The organism is Paenibacillus jiangxiensis, from assembly GCF_046098255.1.
Lineage (GTDB): Bacteria > Bacillota > Bacilli > Paenibacillales > Paenibacillaceae > Paenibacillus > Paenibacillus jiagnxiensis.
This window is the reverse complement of the sequence record NZ_JBJURI010000015.1, coordinates 110,421-127,891: the sequence shown is the minus strand read 5'-3', so window position 1 is coordinate 127,891 and position 17,471 is coordinate 110,421. Positions and strand designations below refer to the sequence as shown.

Annotated in this window: 15 protein-coding genes and 1 riboswitch; of the genes, 5 read left to right on the top strand and 10 right to left on the bottom strand. The window is 49.7% G+C overall.

The window, feature by feature from the left end; all coding sequences use genetic code 11:
- Positions 1-86: 86 nt before the first annotated feature.
- Positions 87-1,292, top strand: coding sequence for an MFS transporter (locus tag ACI1P2_RS15985; RefSeq protein ID WP_355320838.1), 1,206 nt, complete (start codon positions 87-89; stop codon positions 1,290-1,292).
- A 65-nt stretch (positions 1,293-1,357) separates the two neighbouring features.
- Positions 1,358-2,131 carry a hypothetical protein gene (locus ACI1P2_RS15980; RefSeq protein WP_408976243.1) on the top strand — a complete coding sequence of 258 codons (774 nt, stop codon included), beginning with the start codon at positions 1,358-1,360 and terminating at the stop codon, positions 2,129-2,131.
- Positions 2,132-2,161: 30 nt separating this feature from the next.
- Here ACI1P2_RS15980 and ACI1P2_RS15975 read toward each other — a convergent pair whose 3' ends face one another.
- Both ACI1P2_RS15975 and ACI1P2_RS15970 read right to left on the bottom strand, forming a co-directional pair.
- Positions 2,162-2,695 (bottom strand): DinB family protein, encoded by a 534-nt coding sequence (locus ACI1P2_RS15975; protein ID WP_355320837.1) that lies wholly within the window; start codon positions 2,693-2,695, stop codon positions 2,162-2,164.
- A 24-nt stretch (positions 2,696-2,719) separates the two neighbouring features.
- Positions 2,720-3,253: a DinB family protein gene (locus ACI1P2_RS15970; protein ID WP_355320836.1), complete on the bottom strand. Its 534-nt coding sequence runs from the start codon at positions 3,251-3,253 to the stop codon at positions 2,720-2,722.
- 258 nt (positions 3,254-3,511) lie between these two features.
- Here ACI1P2_RS15970 and ACI1P2_RS15965 point away from each other — a divergent pair, with 258 nt between their 5' ends.
- The 3 genes from ACI1P2_RS15965 (at position 3,512) to ACI1P2_RS15955 (ending at position 5,079) form a co-directional block, all read left to right on the top strand.
- On the top strand, positions 3,512-3,727 hold the full coding sequence (locus ACI1P2_RS15965) for a hypothetical protein (RefSeq protein ID WP_355320835.1): 216 nt from the start codon (positions 3,512-3,514) through the stop codon (positions 3,725-3,727).
- Positions 3,728-3,835: 108 nt separating this feature from the next.
- Positions 3,836-4,207, top strand: coding sequence for an ArsR/SmtB family transcription factor (locus ACI1P2_RS15960; RefSeq protein ID WP_375527236.1), 372 nt, complete (start codon positions 3,836-3,838; stop codon positions 4,205-4,207).
- A 23-nt stretch (positions 4,208-4,230) separates the two neighbouring features.
- Positions 4,231-5,079, top strand: a complete 849-nt coding sequence (locus tag ACI1P2_RS15955; RefSeq protein ID WP_355320834.1) for a DUF4362 domain-containing protein — start codon at positions 4,231-4,233, stop codon at positions 5,077-5,079.
- Between the two features lie 22 nt (positions 5,080-5,101).
- Here the strand turns inward: ACI1P2_RS15955 and ACI1P2_RS15950 are convergent, their stop codons facing one another.
- The 8 genes from ACI1P2_RS15950 to ACI1P2_RS15915 form a co-directional block, all read right to left on the bottom strand.
- Positions 5,102-7,318, bottom strand: coding sequence for a heavy metal translocating P-type ATPase (locus ACI1P2_RS15950; RefSeq protein WP_355320833.1), 2,217 nt, complete (start codon positions 7,316-7,318; stop codon positions 5,102-5,104).
- Positions 7,319-7,502: 184 nt separating this feature from the next.
- On the bottom strand, positions 7,503-7,976 hold the full coding sequence (locus ACI1P2_RS15945; protein WP_355320832.1) for a C40 family peptidase: 474 nt from the start codon (positions 7,974-7,976) through the stop codon (positions 7,503-7,505).
- Between the two features lie 4 nt (positions 7,977-7,980).
- Positions 7,981-8,116: riboswitch (cyclic di-AMP (ydaO/yuaA leader) on the bottom strand.
- A gap of 190 nt (positions 8,117-8,306) precedes the next feature.
- Positions 8,307-9,416, bottom strand: a complete 1,110-nt coding sequence (locus ACI1P2_RS15940; RefSeq protein ID WP_355320831.1) for a Ger(x)C family spore germination protein — start codon at positions 9,414-9,416, stop codon at positions 8,307-8,309.
- Position 9,417: 1 nt separating this feature from the next.
- Positions 9,418-10,491: a GerAB/ArcD/ProY family transporter gene (locus ACI1P2_RS15935; RefSeq protein ID WP_408976242.1), complete on the bottom strand. Its 1,074-nt coding sequence runs from the start codon at positions 10,489-10,491 to the stop codon at positions 9,418-9,420.
- Positions 10,492-10,511: 20 nt separating this feature from the next.
- On the bottom strand, positions 10,512-12,020 hold the full coding sequence (locus tag ACI1P2_RS15930) for a spore germination protein (protein ID WP_355320829.1): 1,509 nt from the start codon (positions 12,018-12,020) through the stop codon (positions 10,512-10,514).
- A gap of 167 nt (positions 12,021-12,187) precedes the next feature.
- Positions 12,188-13,393, bottom strand: a complete 1,206-nt coding sequence (locus tag ACI1P2_RS15925) for an MFS transporter (protein WP_355320828.1) — start codon at positions 13,391-13,393, stop codon at positions 12,188-12,190.
- 71 nt (positions 13,394-13,464) lie between these two features.
- Complete coding sequence (locus ACI1P2_RS15920; protein WP_408976241.1) at positions 13,465-14,079, bottom strand: TetR/AcrR family transcriptional regulator; 615 nt, start codon at positions 14,077-14,079, stop codon at positions 13,465-13,467.
- Between the two features lie 293 nt (positions 14,080-14,372).
- Positions 14,373-17,426 carry a pectate lyase family protein gene (locus ACI1P2_RS15915; protein WP_355320826.1) on the bottom strand — a complete coding sequence of 1,018 codons (3,054 nt, stop codon included), beginning with the start codon at positions 17,424-17,426 and terminating at the stop codon, positions 14,373-14,375.
- Positions 17,427-17,471: the final 45 nt, after the last annotated feature.

The window sequence follows — 17,471 nt, the reverse complement described above, 5'->3', positions numbered from 1 at the left end:
AAGTACGTACTATTCTTTTTCGTGCGAAGCATCCATAATAGCATTTGCCGGCCGGCTAAAAAATATATATAGGAGTGGAACTGAACATGTCGTCAGACAATAAACGCAGTACTCTGTCGCTGCTGGCTTTGGCCATCAGTGCCTTTGCGATTGGGACAACGGAGTTCATCAGCGTGGGATTGCTTCCCCTTATCGCTGAAGACTTGAATATATCTGTAACCATGACCGGATTAACGGTCACTTTATATGCTCTGGGCGTTACTTTCGGCGCTCCGGTGCTAACCTCTTTAACTTCGGGAATACCAAGAAAAACGCTGCTGATCTGGATTATGATCGTCTTCATCGCCGGCAATTCGATTGCGGCCTTCTCAAGCGGAATCGGGCTGCTGCTTACGGCACGGGTTATTTCCGCCTTCTCGCATGGCGTATTTATGTCGATCGGCTCAACCATAGCGGCTGACCTTGTCGCGCCGAACCGGCGGGCAAGCGCCATTGCCATTATGTTCTCCGGATTAACCGTGGCTACGATTACCGGTGTGCCCTTCGGCACGTTTATCGGCCAGCAGCTGGGCTGGCGTGCAGCCTTTTTAACCATAGCCGTGATTGGCATCATTGCTCTGATCGCCAATTTGATTCTCGTTCCCGGCAATCTGCGGAAGGGGGTCAAAACCCCGGTACGGGATCAAATCAAGCTCATTACCAACGGACGGCTGCTGCTTGCTTTCCTGATTACGGCTCTCGGATACGGTGGCACCTTCGTCGTCTTTACGTATCTGTCTCCCCTGCTGCATGACATTACAGGTTTTGGCGAGACAACGGTAGCTTTCCTCCTGCTTCTATACGGCATTGCGATCGCCATCGGCAATATTATCGGCGGCAAAGCTGCCAACCGTAAGCCGCTCTCGGCGCTGCTGTATATGTTTATTATTCAAGCGGTGGTCCTCTTTATTCTGGCCTTCACAGCTCCATTTAAAGTGGCGGGTTTGATTACGATTCTTTTGATGGGCCTGTTTGCCTTCATGAATGTGCCTGGACTTCAGTTGTATGTAGTTAACCTTGCCCAGCGTTTTGTGCCGCAGGCCGTGGATGTCGCTTCCGCAATCAATATCGCTGCTTTTAACGGCGGCATCGCCCTTGGCGCTTATCTCGGCGGCCAGATTGTGGACGGTCCGGGGTTAATTCACACCTCATGGATCGGCGGTTTAATGGTGGTTGGCGCTGTTATTTTAACAGGCTGGAGCCTGCTGCTCGCCAGAAAAGACAAAGACACCCACGCCGAGGAAGCTGTATAATGTATGTCAAACAAGGACTGTTTCTTTCCCGTTGAGAGAAGCAGTCCCTTTGAATACAAACCTCTGTGAAAGGAGAATGGCTTATATTTGCTTCCGACGAGATTTTGAGCGTGTGGCGAAAATTCGATCATTTCCCGATGGAAACCTTAACCAAAGCATGGTACTTTCAAAAGAATACCGGGAAAAAACAAAGAGAAGTAGCTCAAATGAAGGAGCATCGCGAGCAGTACGGCATTACAGGCAATTGTTTTGATCTCGCATTGTGGCTGCTGCATGAATTCGAAAAGGAGGGGATTGAAGCCTATCCGATTGGCCATGATATGGGAACAGAGGATGCGCATGTGGCTGTTATTGCGAAAAGTGAGAAAGGACACCGCTATTATTGCGATTTGGGCGATCAGTGGCTCAATCCGGTGCTGGTAGATGCCGATAGTGAAGATTATACTGAAGAGAGACTGGAAGGCTTCTTTCCTGCGGCAGAAATACAAGTGCAATCAGCTGGAGATTTATGCACGGTTCTATACCATAGGCCGAACGGGAAAAGCAGCCAGCAAAGCTTTCATCTTGCCCCCATTCCAATCCATGAATTTTGGCAAGCAGCAGAAGTCTGCCAAAATATAGTTCAGAAGGAACCTTTATTGGAATGCAGAGTTCCCTATAAAAATGAAACCGCCCATTGGGAGTTTTATGACTGGGAAAGCTTTCTGAGCACAACCGAAGGGTTATTCAACGAGCCAGAAACAGAGTCTATTGAAGAATGGTGTGTTAGAATCCATCAAAAAACGGGTTATGATACAAAGTTCCTCTCCGAAGCACTGAATATATACAAAAAAATGTGAAAACCGCCTGCTGCAGGCGGTTTGGCTTTTTCAATGATATTGTCCTGTTATATGCTCTCCCGTATCCTTCAGCAGCTTGGAGAGCAGTACGATTTGCCCCGTATGATACCCATAGTGTGCAGCGACGGCAACGAGCAGCTTGCCAATCTCCTTGATCTCGTAGGTTTCGCCCTCCTCGGCCTGCACCCGCAGCATCCGGTTCCAATCCTCCAGCCCGTAATGAATGGCCACTTCTCTGTCCAGATCCTCTTCGGTAAGTCGAGCCAGTATTTCCTTCGTTTCCGTTCTTGTATCCGTCAGAAGCCGAATCAGCTCCTCCCTCGGAATGCCTCCCTCCGTAGTAAACTCCTTCGATCTTTCACGGGTAAACGTCTGCCCGCCGATGGCGCTAATCAGATTCATGCGCTCATTGCCTGCCAGATGGAGACATAAATTGCCGATGCTGTTCATTGTATCCCTGGCCCTGCTCCATATCTGTGAATCATCCAGGGGTACCATGCTTTTCACGATCCGCTCAAGCTGCTTGTCCATATCCTCAATAACCGCTTCAACCAGTTTCAGCATAACACCCCTTCTTTCCTTATGTTATTAACCATTTACCCGATCCGGCTGCAAATTCCGCAAAAGCTCGAAGATTTGCCCTCTATGATGGGCTTCATGCTCCACCAAATGATAGATCACCCATTCCGGAGTTACATCATAGGATTCAAGCTGCCTTGGGTTTCTCCAATCCGTAAGGTCCATGCCTTTAAAATGAAAGAGCAGCCTGTCGCGGACTGCTTGCAGACGATGGAGATGCTGCTCCAGGGTTTGGCCTTCCACATGAACCAGGGAGCCGTCCTCCGACCTGTCCTCCTGCAGAAATAGAGAACGAATTTCCGGTTCATACTCGGTGGCTTCAAGCACCTCGACATATAACCAATCCGCCTCAATAAGTGCAATATGATACAGCAGCGAGCCGATGCTGTGCCTTCCTTCCAGTTGCCGGTCCAGCAGATCAGGGGCCAGGCCGTTCAGCTTTTCCAAAATGGTCCTGCGGACATCCTCCAAGCACCACAGCCAGCGCCCGATTTCGGGCTCATATCCCGGCAAGGCGGCCACTTGCAATGATTTTTTGCTCACACCATCACTCTCCTTATCTTTCTAAATATTCTAGGTACGGTTTGTTTTTCCCTCTTGAAGGTCCAAAAGCAATATAAGCTTTACTGGCCAGATTCCACTCTGGGTCAAGCCGACTTTTCACAAAGAAAGGGACAATCCTGAACGATTTATGAAACCTCTTGCAGCAGGCTGTCCTGGCGACCTAAGTTCAATTACAATGGGAAGTATCCGGCAGGAATCTGAACAAGGACTGCTCAAACGCACAGAAAGGAGAGTTCCATGAACTACGTTAATGGAGAAGCATCTGTCATTCTTACAGCAGCACAACAGGAAACGGGGACAACCGAGTCCGGGACCACAACGGAGCAGACAACGGACTATGTATATCATGAGCCTGAACGCACTTACACTGGCCTGATTATCGGCATTATCCTGATTCTGGTTATTGTAGGGGCCCGCATCGCTTTCTCGGTATGGGCAAAAAAACACAAATAAAAAATTCGAGTAGCCTTCTTCCCGTTCAGGTTCTTATATTATTCGTAATTTCTACGCCTTTTCGGTATAATGAAAAGTATCGGCTGAACTTGAGGAAGGTGAATAATTGTGGAACCCGAACTGAGAAATGAGGAAGATTGGAATAACGACTGCCATCAACCCAAGGAAGTTCTTGATGGCATAAAAAATAAACTGGTTGATTCACAAACGGCCGCTGAAATGGCTGAGATTTTCAAGGCGCTGGGCGATCCTACCCGGATCAGGCTGATCTACGCCCTGATTGAGCGGGAGCTGTGTGTGCATGATCTGTGTGTGCTGCTGGATATGGGGCAATCCGCCGTCTCGCACCAGCTCCGCTATTTGCGTAATTTGCGCATCGTCAAACGCCGGAAAGTGGGAAAAACGGTGTTCTACTCGCTTGACGATACTCATGTGGAGCAGATTTTTCTGCAAACCCATCAGCACATTACCCATCAGTAACTGACAACGGTGGAGGTGTAGCAATGAGAAAAGGATGGCTGGTTGTCCTGTTATGGATGTTCAGCCTCGCCGTTACAGTTTGTACATTCGGCCCTGCCGCTAACGATTTAACCGGCGGTGGGGATGAAATTCCCTTACAGGGGCAGCAAAGCCAAGTCCCTTCTGACACAGAAACGGTCATCGTAAGCAGAACGTATACCTTCGGCAAAGTGAATGACGCTCCATTTGCCATTTACACCGAACCGGAGGAGGTACAGATCTTTGAGGAAGCGTTCCGGACCGCCGAGAAAATGGAGGGGCAGTTAGATGTCAGTGTAGCGGATTATGATATCCAGTTCAGCCCTGTCCAGTCTCATGGCTCCCTTCATCTCTGGCTCGATTCTCAAGCGGATTTTGGGATGTACACCAGTGTTGACGACACATCTACGGGATATCGATTGACCTCAAAGGCAACTGATCAGTTAAAAGAATTGATCTGGGGGACGTATTACAGCCCGGAGCAAGCTATGCAAAACGGAGATATTGTGAAGCTGGATGAACAAATATACAATTTGGACCATTGGGAGCGGTTTAATAACAGCCTGAAAAGCCATACTCCTGACATGGTGCATCTGACTTCTTATACCATTGAAGGCGGCTCTATTTTCGAAGATCTGGCTTATGACGGGCAAAGCATAAAGTTTGTCTATGATGCTACCCACGATGCTTTTGGAAACCGCAAAAAAACGGTATTCTACTGCACCGACATGCAGTCGAAATCATCCAGTAATGGAACAGAATACAGGCTGGCAGGTTGCGGAGATAACAAGGAGGATCATCCTTACTTCCGTCTCCTGATTCCTTCCCTAAAGCAAAACAGCGGCAGCCCTTAACGGACTACCGCTGTTTTTGCATCTACACTATTTCCTGCTTCGTACGCATTACTCTCATGGCGTTCAGCACGGCCAGCAGTGTAACCCCGACATCAGAGAATACAGCCTCCCACATCGAAGCAATACCGAAGGCTCCCAGCAGCAGGAATACAGCTTTGACCCCCAGGGCAAACAGAATATTCTGCCATACAATGCGGCGCGTGCGTCTGGCGATATGGATCGCGGAAGACAGCTTGGAAGGCTCGTCGGTCATGATGACGATGTCCGCGGCTTCGATCGCCGCATCCGAGCCCAGACCGCCCATGGCAATCCCGACATCGGCCCGCGCCAGTACGGGAGTATCATTCATGCCGTCACCGATAAAGGCAATTTTGTCCCTGCGTGCTTTTTGCCGGTCCAGCTTCTCAATCTCTTCCACCTTGTGCTGCGGCAGGAGCTCGGCGTGCACCTCGTCCAGTCCAAGCTTCCGGCCTACGGCTTCACCTACGGCTTTCGCATCACCTGTAAGCATAACCGTCTTTTTGATGCCCAAGCCTTTCAAGGCGCGAATCGCCCGTGCCGAATCCTCCTTAATCTCGTCCGCAATGACGATATACCCCGCATAGCTTCCATCAACGGCTACGTGCACAACCGTTCCCGGTTCTTCAGGCGTCTCGAAGGGAATCTGCTCCCGGTTCATCAGCTTTGTATTGCCGGCCAAGATCTCTTTTCCTTCAAACCGCACCTGGATGCCGTGGCCCGCAATTTCGCTATACTCCTGAACATCCGCCGCCTGCAGCTCCTGTCCGTAGGCTTCTCGAATGGATTCGGCAATGGGATGATTGGAATGGAGCTCGGCATAAGCAGCATGGCGAAGCAGCTCCTCACGGCTTCCCCCATTGGCCGGATAAACCCCGGTAACGGTGAATGCCCCTTTCGTAAGAGTGCCCGTTTTATCGAAAACGACATATTTCACATCATTCAGTGCTTCAAGATAGTTGCTGCCCTTTACGAGCACCCCCTGCCTGGAGGCCGCCCCGATCCCGCCGAAAAATCCAAGCGGGATGGATACCACCAACGCGCAAGGGCAGGAAATAACCAGAAACACCAGAGCACGGTAGACCCATTCGGAAAATGTGGCGCCGCTGATCAGCAATGGCGGCACGATCGCCAGCAGTGCGGCGACGATGACGACAACGGGGGTATAATAGCGTGCGAACTTCGTAATAAACTGCTCCGTCGGCGCCTTCTTGCTGCTTGCATTTTGCACCAGCTCTAAAATTTTGGATACGGTGGATTCTCCATAACTTTTCGTAACTTCAACAGTCAATACTCCGTTTTTATTAATAAAGCCGCTTAACACCTCATCTCCCGGCTCGACTTCACGCGGTACGGATTCGCCTGTAAGAGCCGATGTGTCCATGGCGGTCCTGCCCTCCAATACCTTGCCGTCGAGCGGCACCCGTTCGCCCGGCTTCACCACAATCACATCGCCAACGCGAACCTCTTCCGGGGTCACCCGCTTCGTCTCATTTCCCATCTGCAGGTTGGCATAATCAGGCCGGATATCCATCAGGCTGCTGATGGATTTGCGCGACCGGTTCACGGCTATGCTCTGGAATAGCTCGCCTACCTGATAGAACAGCATGACGGCCACGCCTTCGGGATACTGCTGAATGACAAAGGCGCCGATGGTGGCGATGGACATCAGAAAATGCTCGTCGAACACCTGGCCTCTGACGATATTCTTGACGGCTCTCAGTACAATGTCACCGCCAACAATAAGATAAGCGATGGCAAACAGCGCAAATTCCGCTATCCCGGTGATTGGGGCCAATAACCCGGCTCCTGTCAAAACCGCGCCTGCAATCAAACGAATAATCATGCGTTTCGTATTGCCCGTACCGTGATCATGGCTGTGCCCATGACTGTGATCGTGGTCATTAGCATGATCATGAGCGTGTCCATGATCGTGGTTATGCCCATGCTGCACAGCTGCCTTTGCGGCAGCCCCGTTTCCCTTTTCCACCACCTGAATATGGGGCTCCAGCTGATTTACTTTTTTCTTGGCCGCTGTGACGACAGCCTGATCATGCTCTTTATCCACTTCCATTGTAAGTGTCTTGCTCACGAAGTTAACAGAACAGTCCATGACTCCGTCAAGCTTCTTTACACCGTTCTCAATCTTCATGGCGCAATTCGCACAATCCAGCCCTTCCAGTATAAGCTCCCGTTTCACCTTCTCAGCCGCTGTACCCATGAGACTTCTCCCCTTCCTGACAGCCAAATACCTATATATGAATAATTGTTCATGTGTTATGAGATTATTATATGTAGTGAAGGAGAAGATTGTCAATGCAGTATACCCAATCCGTGCAAAGTGAATGACCTGACAGCAAAAAAGGACAAGCCCAAAACAATCAGGCTTGTCCTCTTCAATTCCGTCAACGCGCTTCGCTTACCATTTTGGTATAGCTGTACTGGCTGATAGCACGGCGGGCTGTAACATATCTGTTGGCATAATAAGGCTCCGACAGACTGCTGATCGTTACCCCCTTGCTGCTTGAGGAATGGGCAAATTTATTATTCCCCACATAGATACCGGCATGTGAAATACCCCGTCCGCTTGTGTTGAAAAACACCAGGTCTCCCACCCTGAGATCGTCCTTGGCGACTTTTACACCTGTGTTCGCCTGCTGCTGGGAAGTGCGGGGCAGGTCCAAGCCAAACTTGTTGAATATGTACAAAATAAACCCGGAACAATCGAAACCTGCGGTTGTGGTGCCTCCGTATACATATGGAGTGCCTGCAACCTGAGCAACATAGCTGTTAATTTGCGCTTCACTGGCATGTGTAGTGGCAGCCCCGGACGTAAACAGTACGGCGGCTCCAAAAATCGACAAAATCGCTTTTTTCAAAAAAATGTTCTCCCTTCAAAGCCTACGGAGTTAGCTGAGGGTTAGGTAGAAGGTTCCCTTTACTCTCTTACGTACAAGAATAATTCACCCGAAGTGGTTCCCCCGTTTTCAAACACATTGAAATTCGGCAAATATTAAAATTTTGTAACCTTAATCAGGGTAATATACCCGAATACTCTTTGTCAATGGAAGAAAAACCCTTACTGGTGAAGATAATAATGGCTGTATATCAACAAAAAATTGCATTTCGCAAAAGTAACACAAAAGAAACAAAAATGTAAACATCCAATGCATAGTTAGCTGAATTGAGATGCTGCAGGCAGGTACGGTTTACTTCATTGTTCCTGTATTTCTTAGCGTAATCTTGACGGATATCTTGGCGTCCGACTCCGCGGACACAAATTTCTGTCTTATTTTCGGCCAATTCCGGCCAAACCTCATTCTGGCATACCTGCCAAAACCGACAGGGTCAACCTGCATACTTTGCAGCTTTTTCAGAACGTCGTTAATTTGGTCGCGTATGTACTCCTCACAGTTTTGTTCAACCATCTTTAGCTCTTTTTGACTTTCCAGATTCAGCTTTCCTTTATAGTCCTGGATCACGGCTTCTAATTCCAGCTTAGAAGAGATCACCGGATCATTCAGATCTCCTGTCACTTTGGTGCGCACCTGGCTTTTCATCAGATTTAATAATAAAATCCCATGCCTTGAAGGTGAGGCGTTAAACGGAACTGTAATACTTGGAAAACGTTTCTCTTTCCTGAGCATCTCAATGAGTTGAGCTTCGCCGGGGTCCATAAAGCCCACCAAACGGTCCTTTTTGAACAATGCTATTTTCGAAATTTTTATCGATTGCTTTGTAGCTTCAATGTACGGGATCATCGGGTCACTCACTTCATTGGTGAGCACAAAAATAAAATCCCTCAGGGTAGTATACGGACTAAACGCGGTTTCTTCTCTTGGTCTTAATAAATCGTTCAAAAATTCACTATTCTGTTTTGGCACTGACTTTTTTAATATGGATTCAGCAGATCCCTTAACAATAGCCAGAACACCGTTGTTTCCGACCTGGGGATCACGGTACAAGTCCATGAGGATGTCTCTTAACCCGCCCCCGCGCGCCAGTTCTTCGCCAATCAGAATGACCCGGGTCTGGCGCAGGCTCACGGATTTTGAGGACATTGTGGATATTTTATAAAAGGCTTCATGAGTTAAGCTGCCTTTCGTGGTGTATATCTGGTCCTTTTTGAAACCGCCCTTCGTAGGCCGAGGTACGGAAATCGTAACCTTGATCTGGTCCTGTGACGATTTATCAAATCCAAGTACGCCTGCCATTTCAAGATCCTCAAGCGAAGGCGTCTCCAGCCGCTTGTTTTCACAGCCTGCAGGAAATAGCGCAGCAAGCACCAATATCGATAAGACAAGATATCTGAGCAACATGTTATCTACCCCGTTTTTTTAATTTGTGGAGCCCTAGCATCAAGGTGGGCCATAGGATAAGAAGATATCCGGCATAACGCCCTATGCTTTCATAAGCTGCATTCAGGATCACAGGTGAAAACAGGCCGCTAATGATCAGCACCATGGCCATGACAACGCAAATGTAGACATGCCAGGTTCGTTTTCGCTTAAATAACTGGTTTACTCCCTTCACGCTTAACCATAAATAAGCAGCCGTGGTCGACAAAACAAGGAACACCCATAATGCAACCCCCAGGTTTTCGATACGTTCTACAAACGACAGTTCCACAGAGTTGAAAATATCCAGGATCGGATATCTGACATGGCTTAACTGCCATTCCGAAAAAAAGATGATGCTTGCCAATACAAAAGTTAAATACACCAGAACAGTTATCCACATGCCGATGGATACATGAAGAAGAGCCTTTTTTTGGTTTATGATATACGGAAAGAAAAAAGGGATGAGCTCATACCCGAACATGGCCGGAAACCCGTCATTAAATGCCTTCATAATGTCTTGATAAGAATGAAGGCCATACAATGGGAACAGATTGGCCAGTTCCCCGTCTGTCCAGGTCCACCGCAGCAGGTATATCGTCCAGATTGTGAAAAAGAACGCCAGAATGCATGTCCGGGCAATCAGCTTTATTCCTCCAAAAACGATATAGGTTGCCACGGCAATAAGAGCAAGCACAGGAAGAAAACGGCTTGCCCTTGGCAAAGTCACCGTATAAATCAGTGTAAAGTAACCCGTTGTAACACCGGCAAACTGCAAAATCCCGAACAGCGTAATTGCCAGATTCAAAACCTTGCCCAAGAAAATACCCAGTAAATTTTCATTAATCTCATACAGTGTCCAATCCGGATATTTAAGACCCAACCGCACCATGGGAATCAGCATTAGCTGGGACACAATGGCCATGAGCAGCAAGGGGATCCATTCATTATGGCCTGCAGGACTTAACGTATGGGGGAGCACGAGCAGGTTATATGCAACCATTACATTTTGCACCAGAAATATGACGTGTCTTGGTTTCAGGACTCTGGGTTTCATGACATCCGTCGCCATCATGCTCACTCCTCATCCAATGGTCGTCTTAGTTTTCTTGGGGATTTAGAGGCACCGGAACGTGAAAGCATAAACTTTAACGGAGCGAGAAAAATGCTGTCCTCCAGATCTGTTAATTTCCTGGGTATTACCGGAGTCATATAGACCTCTCCTACCGAAGTCAGCCTCAGAAGATGAATCATCACTGCGGCTAAAGCAAGCATTTGGCCGAACAAACCTAATAAGCTTGCAGCCAGGATAAAGAAGTACCTCAAAAATCTCCCCGAGGTACTCAGCAAATAGCTTGCAGGCAGGAAAGAAAGGAGCGCAGAAACGGAAACCAGAACGATCAGAACGTTGCTGGCCAGTCCCGCTTCCACGGCTGCGGTTCCAATCACGATACCACCAACGATACCAATGGTCTGGCCCACCTTGGAAGGCATTCTTGCACCGGCCTCACGCAGAATTTCGATAACCAGTTCGATCGCAAGCGCTTCAATCACCGGCGGAAACGGAACCCTTGCCCGCGATTCCGAGAGCAGCAGCAGCAATTGCGGCGGCAGCATTTCCTGATGATAGGTTAATACGGATACATAAGACGAGGTAAGAAATACGCTGATGAAAAAACCGAAAAATCTAAGGCTTCGCAATAAAGAGGCAACGGTCCAGCGCAAATAATAATCCTCTGGGCTTATAAACAGCTCCAGAAAAGTTACCGGACAGATAGTGGTTTCCGGGCTGCCATTCAGCATGACTGCAATCCGTCCGTCGAGCAGTGCTGCCGTAACATGATCCGGACGCTGGGTTATTCCGAGCTGTGGAAAAGGGGAAAAAGGATAATCTTCAATCATTTTGGAAAGGTGGGACATGGACAAGTAACCATGGTACTCCACGTTATGCAGCCGCTCCAAAACTCTTTTGACGATATCGGGATTCGCTATATCCTCTATATATAAAACAGCAACAGATGTCCGTGTTTCGGTGCCAAGGACAAGTTGTTTGTACTTTAAGCTCGGATTGGATATGCGTCGTTTGATCAAGGATACATTGGTCTCAAGGGATTCCGTAAATGCATCCTGCGGTCCGATCACGGTGGACTCGTTATCCGTAGTTGTGATGCTTCGCTGGGCCGGATTGTAGGTGTTTAGTTTGACTACTTTATTGGGATTCTCGAAATGAATAAGAGTAAATCCGCTTACAATATCGATTAAAGCTGCTGGCAATTCAGTTAGCTCCACTTCTTCAGAGAGCGGCAAAATCTCGGAGGGCGACTGATTTTCCTTAGCTTCCCTTAAGGGTCTGATGACCAAATCGTGAATATCAGCAACCTTGCTCAAAGAATTTATGTAAACGACTGTTACGGTTTGATTCAATACCGGTACTTGTACAAATACAGCATCGTCAATATCCGTCAATTCTTTTTTTAGCGCCTCTATGGTAATGAGCTTTTTCGGTGCGCTGTCCCGCTCTGGTGATCGCTCTCTTTCTCCTGTTGTTTTTAACGTCGTTTTTTTCCAAAGTTCCCAAAGGTCCATCCTATCTCCTCATTACTCGCAATACCCTTGTATTGGTTGGTTTGGGATAGTGTTCCCTGTACACCAGTCCGAACATACATGAACAAAAAAACGGCGACCGCTTCCTGTACATCAGGATAACGCTCGCCGGTCTCATCGATATGGTGGGTATACAATATTGTATTTTTTCAGCGGACACCCTGTTTTCTCTCCGTGAAGTAATAAATCAGTGCCATAACCGGCAGGGCAATCCCGATAACGGAAGCGGCCTTCCAGCCACCCAGGTTATAAGCCCATCCCCCAGCTGCGGAGCCTACTGCTCCGCCCACAAAAAAGATAGCCATAAACAATCCGTTCAACCGGCTGCGAGCCTCGGCTCCCAAGGCGAAAATTGCGCGCTGGCTAAGAACCAGGTTGGCCGACACGCCCATGTCCAAGAGAATCGCTGAAAAGACCAGTATGGATACGGTAAGCACCGAACGGGTATGAACCATGAAAGGCAGTACCAGTGAAATGATGACGGCAGCCAAAGCAAGCCCAGTCGCCGGCCGAATCCAGCCCCGATCCGCCAGACGGCCTGCGATGGGAGCTGCAATCGCACCGGCTACTCCGGCTAATGCAAACAAAGCCACTTCCGTCTGAGTAAAATGAAATGCGGGACCTGTTAATAACAGCGAAACCGTCGTCCAGAACAAGCTGAAGGTCCCGAATACAGCAGCGTGATAAATGGCCCGGCGCCGCAGGATTGGCGTTGTTTTCAGCAGATGCCACATGGAGCCGATAAGCCCGGAATAGGATTCATTTGTCTCCGGCTTTCTGGCAGGAAGCGCCTTGGCCAGAACCAGAGCCAGCACAAGAATCAGTACGGCAGATAACACGAATACGGAACGCCAGCCCAGCAGGTCAGCCACCATGCTGGACAGCGGACGGGCCAGCATAATACCGAGCAACAAGCCGCTCATCACATTCCCCACGACACGCCCGCGGGTTTCGTCAGGGGCAAGATGGGCCGCATAAGGCACCAAAATCTGCGCTGCCACCGATCCGATCCCGATCATTGCGGCCGCAAGGAGAAACAGTGAGGCGCTTGGAGCCACCGCCAGGGTAAGCAGAGACAGCGTAGTGAGCAGCAGGGCACCCACAACCAGCCTCCTGTTTTCAAGAATATCCCCCAATGGGACGATAAACAGCAGGCCGATGCCGTAGCCAATCTGCGTAAGGGTAACGATCAAACCCGCCGCACCCGAAGATAGCCCGATGGATGAACTGATTTCCCCGACCAAAGGCTGGGCATAATATAAATTAGCAGCAATAATGCCGCACGAGATGGCCAGAAAAAGTGTCAGCCACGTTGGAACGGATTTCACAACCGATTGATTTCCTATTGAACTCATAAAAAGGGCCCCTTTACATTTTGATTTCATTTTACAGGAATGAACGTTCCGGAAAACTCAAAAAAATTTAGCTACAGCATTTCAATTACCGCAGCTATCATATCTTCAGCCGCTTTCCTGTCACTTGTGGATCTGGCCATGACGTTTATGCCATGGTTCAAGTGAAGCAGCAGGGATGCAAGCACTTTGATGTCTTTGTCAGGGCCGATTTCTCCGCTCTGTTGCCCCTTTTTGAGAAGCTCATAAAATATCCGCTCAAGCTCATTCAGGCTTTCCCGGGTCAACTGGTGAAACTCCTGATGGGGAGAATCGGCAGAGACGATCGTGTTCGTCACGAGACAGCCTTTGGGGTAAGCTTCATCATATGCGCCGGCAATATGCATCTCAAAATACTGGCGGACTCCCTCTTTTACAGACGTTGCTTGCCTCAGTAGGGTCCGTTTTTTCTCCCAGACCCTCTTATAATGCTTGAAGGCCTGCACATAAAGTGTTTCTTTGTCGACAAACGTTTCATACATGCTCGATCGGCTGATGCCCATAGCTTTGACCAAATCCGGTATGCTCGTTGCTTCATAGCCCTTTTCCCAGAAAACAAGCATCGCTTTATGCAGCACCTGTTCATGGTCAAATTCTTTGGTGCGACCCATGATCATCCCTTCCTTCTCTTCGCTAACAACAGTATACATTTTCCGAAATGATCAGTCCAGTATTTTTTCAAAAAAAGAGGGGAGCCCACAAGATCTATTGATCCGGCTCCCTTTTGTGCACTGTGAGACGCTCCGAAAACGAAGCATTCCTACAATCGCTGTTTGCCCCAAATTTCAAATTGTTTTATAGCGGAAGAAATTTGGGGCAAAAGGCGAGCGCTTCGCTTTTCCGGAATTGCTTCGTCCTCTCCGCTCCTGCGTGCTTATTCCTACCTAAAATCAAAAGGTCCTGGTGTTCTCCCAGACTGGCCGGTTCACGGTATTACATGAAATCAATACACAGAATCCGTTACGTTCATTAGTGTTTCAGAAGCGGTCTGCGCGAGGGTCTTTACATGTACCGGTTTGGAAGGCTTCGATTCGCCCGCGGCATTTTGGCTTCGGACAAAGTAGGTGTACTTGGTATCCGGCTGAACGGTGCGGTCGTAGAACGTATCCACCTTGGCATACCCCACAAGCTGAGCGTGCTCGCCGGGGGAACTTCTGTAAATATTGTATTGCGAGCCTCCGCCATGAGACGTCCATATGAGACCGACAAATGTATACCCCTTCGCGCCGACGAGAAGATCGGTAGGCTTGGCGGGCAGCGGCATGTTAATCACCAGTTCCCTGGACGGGTCGGACTCGCTCATCTCATTTTCCGCCGTCACCTTATAGGTGTAGCCTGCACGGTCCGGGCTTACACTCTCGTCGATATACCTGGAGGATTCCGTGCTGCCGATACGGGTAAAACCTGTCTCCCCCTGCGCTTGCCTGTAAATGTGGTAAATTTCCGCAGCGTCTGCCGGGCGCCATTTCATGGCGAAGGACGACGTCGTAACTTCACCAGCAGACAGCCTTCCCGGTGTCTGTGGAAACGGCATTGGCGGTTTCGTCGTTACGCTGACGCTGCCGGAGAGGGCAGATTCTCCACCTGGAGACATGGCTGTTACTTTATAGAAATAGGTCGCGGACGGGCTTAACGCTAGATCTGTATATACTGAAGTTGTTGCAATACCTATTTTTTCGTACGCCCCCTCCGGCGCATCGGCCCTGTAAATTCCATAACTGACCGCTTCGTCAACAGGTGTCCATGCCAGTGCGGCGGAAATGCTTTTCGCTTCCGTAACCTTCAGTCCTGCCGGGGGAGGCGGCGAAGGTTGCGCTGGATCGAATGCGAGTACTTCCACTGCTTCGGAGAGCGGGGATTCACCTCCTGAGTTCAGTGCGGACACTTTGTATTGATAGGTAACGCCCAGCGTAACGTCTGAGTCCAGATATGCGGGAGTGACAGAGCTTCCGATTACTCTATGGTAGGGATCGGTGGAAGTGGAGCGATAGATCAGGTACGCGTCAGCCTCTTCTGCAGGCCTCCATTGAAGGGACACCGCCGGGTTGTCGCTTAATTCACCCGCCAGTTCCGCAGGCTGTGCCGCAGGAGGAACCACTTCGGGACTGGCCGGTTTCAGGATGACAAAATAGTTCATATTTTTGGTGTTGTTATTGGGGCCCATGACGACATAAGAGCCTGCGGGATAACGCTTTTTGAAAAGCTTGAACTGAACCGGCTGGCTATCCGAGATCATAAGTCCAGTATCCTCATAACCGTCGTCCGTTAGCCAAAGCGGCCGCGTCGAGATCCGTGAGTCGTGGGCCACATATACATCCGCATCGGCCGTCAAATAGAAAGAGAGCAGATCGCTGCTTGTCGCGCTTCTGGAGCCGACGGCTGACCGTATCCATTCCATGCCCCGCAGCTCATCCGGAATCGTCACAAATGTATACACACTGCTGCCGGTCATCCGGTCTCCGGCCACGAAGTCACCCGGCTGCACATTCTCCTGCATCGACCAGGCCGCCGCATTGGCGTTACCGTTGCTGCTGTTATCGTTGATGACCACATTCCTGATCAGTTCCCCGTCCATGGCAGGTGCCGGACCCGGCTCAGGTTTCGGTTCCTCCGGCATGACCGGCGGAATGAAAGGCGTGCCCGACCATGCTGGCGGACTCGTAGGGTAATCCGCGGGAAAGCCTGGAGCAGCCAATTCATTCAGATAATCCTCCAGATTCGTATATCCGTCCTCGTTGATGTCGCCATTGCGGTCCTCCGGATCGTTCGGGTTCAGTCCCCGCGCTCTTTCCCATTCATCCGGCATTCCATCAAGATCGGTATCCAGCGGACCTATCCCTTGCGCCAATTGCGGAAAGCCGCCAGCGTCATTTTCATGGCCGATGATCGCGCCCGTCTGGTCGCGCACGTTGTCGAGCACACGCCGGTCCACAGCGTCGCGATGGATGGAAGCGCCGGAGTAATTCAGAACATACTCGTAGGCTGCTTCCGGATCCTGGGTATGAACGGGAGGATATTCGAAGCGCTCCGGCACCAGAAGGCTCGGTCGTTCTTTTTCCATCATGTCTGCACCGGTGTCCGTGCCGTCAAGTTTGCCATTTTTGTTGCTGTCTATAATGTTATTCTCCAAAAACAGGCTGTAGTTCTCATTGCCGCGCACAATCGCATATTGGGGATTGGCGGAATTCAAACCTGCGATAAAATAGTTGCCGACGACATTGCCGTAGCCTTTGGTTCCGGACTCGCCGCCCGCTACGTAGGGATAGCTGCCCCAGTTGTAGACAATATTGTTTACGAAGTCGATCTGCCCTTTCGTTTTCGGATTGCGGTCGTTATTGTGGGCATACAGGTTATGATGCATGGAGATGGTGTTCATTTCGATTAATCCGCCCATGGAGTGCGTGAGGAGCCCTTCGGATATCATGGACCACTGGACCGTAATATTGGCGGATTTGGGGTTATCGTAATCCTTGCTCTTGATGGATAACACTTCATCGGTCCCCCAGGAGAAGGAGGAATGATCGATGATTACGTTCCGGCAGTCCTCGAAGTACATCGCATCGTCCTGGAAGCTTTGCACTCCCAATCGGAAACGCATATAACGGATCACAATGTCACTGCAGTTGATAAAACGGATATTGTTGCCGCGGATGGTCACTCCGTCTCCCCCAGCGGTCTGGCCCGCAATGGTGATATTTGCTTTATTGCGCAGCACGATCTGAGGGATTGTAAGTTCCCCGTAAACATCAAACACAATCGTCCGCGGTGTCGTTCCTGCCGTAGTCAGCGCATCATGAAACGTTCCCGGGCCTGTCAGCCCATAGCTGGTAACATGGTATACCTCGCCTCCCCGGCCCCCTTCCGCGGCATAACCGAAGCCCTCCGCTCCGGGGAATGCCGGCAGGGCGTCATAACCCGCTGTCGCAGCAGGTAAAGGCGATGGGAATAAGGAAAGCGAAATCACGATACTTAACATAAGCGCCAGCCATCTTCTCATTTCATGCCTCCTTCGAACCATTTTTGATACCTGCACCTATCCCCT

What these genes read in the sequence shown, in the direction of transcription:
- ACI1P2_RS15985 (WP_355320838.1), top strand. Translation starts at nt 87, where the DNA reads ATGTCGTCAGACAATAAACGCAGTACTCTGTCGCTGCTGGCTTTGGCC.
- ACI1P2_RS15975 (WP_355320837.1), bottom strand. Translation starts at nt 2,695, where the DNA reads ATGCTGAAACTGGTTGAAGCGGTTATTGAGGATATGGACAAGCAGCTT.
- ACI1P2_RS15965 (WP_355320835.1), top strand. Translation starts at nt 3,512, where the DNA reads ATGAACTACGTTAATGGAGAAGCATCTGTCATTCTTACAGCAGCACAA.
- ACI1P2_RS15955 (WP_355320834.1), top strand. Translation starts at nt 4,231, where the DNA reads ATGAGAAAAGGATGGCTGGTTGTCCTGTTATGGATGTTCAGCCTCGCC.
- ACI1P2_RS15950 (WP_355320833.1), bottom strand. Translation starts at nt 7,318, where the DNA reads ATGGGTACAGCGGCTGAGAAGGTGAAACGGGAGCTTATACTGGAAGGG.
- ACI1P2_RS15940 (WP_355320831.1), bottom strand. Translation starts at nt 9,416, where the DNA reads ATGTTGCTCAGATATCTTGTCTTATCGATATTGGTGCTTGCTGCGCTA.
- ACI1P2_RS15935 (WP_408976242.1), bottom strand. Translation starts at nt 10,491, where the DNA reads ATGAAACCCAGAGTCCTGAAACCAAGACACGTCATATTTCTGGTGCAA.
- ACI1P2_RS15930 (WP_355320829.1), bottom strand. Translation starts at nt 12,020, where the DNA reads ATGGACCTTTGGGAACTTTGGAAAAAAACGACGTTAAAAACAACAGGA.
- ACI1P2_RS15925 (WP_355320828.1), bottom strand. Translation starts at nt 13,393, where the DNA reads ATGAGTTCAATAGGAAATCAATCGGTTGTGAAATCCGTTCCAACGTGG.
- ACI1P2_RS15920 (WP_408976241.1), bottom strand. Translation starts at nt 14,079, where the DNA reads ATGTATACTGTTGTTAGCGAAGAGAAGGAAGGGATGATCATGGGTCGC.
- ACI1P2_RS15915 (WP_355320826.1), bottom strand. Translation starts at nt 17,426, where the DNA reads ATGAGAAGATGGCTGGCGCTTATGTTAAGTATCGTGATTTCGCTTTCC.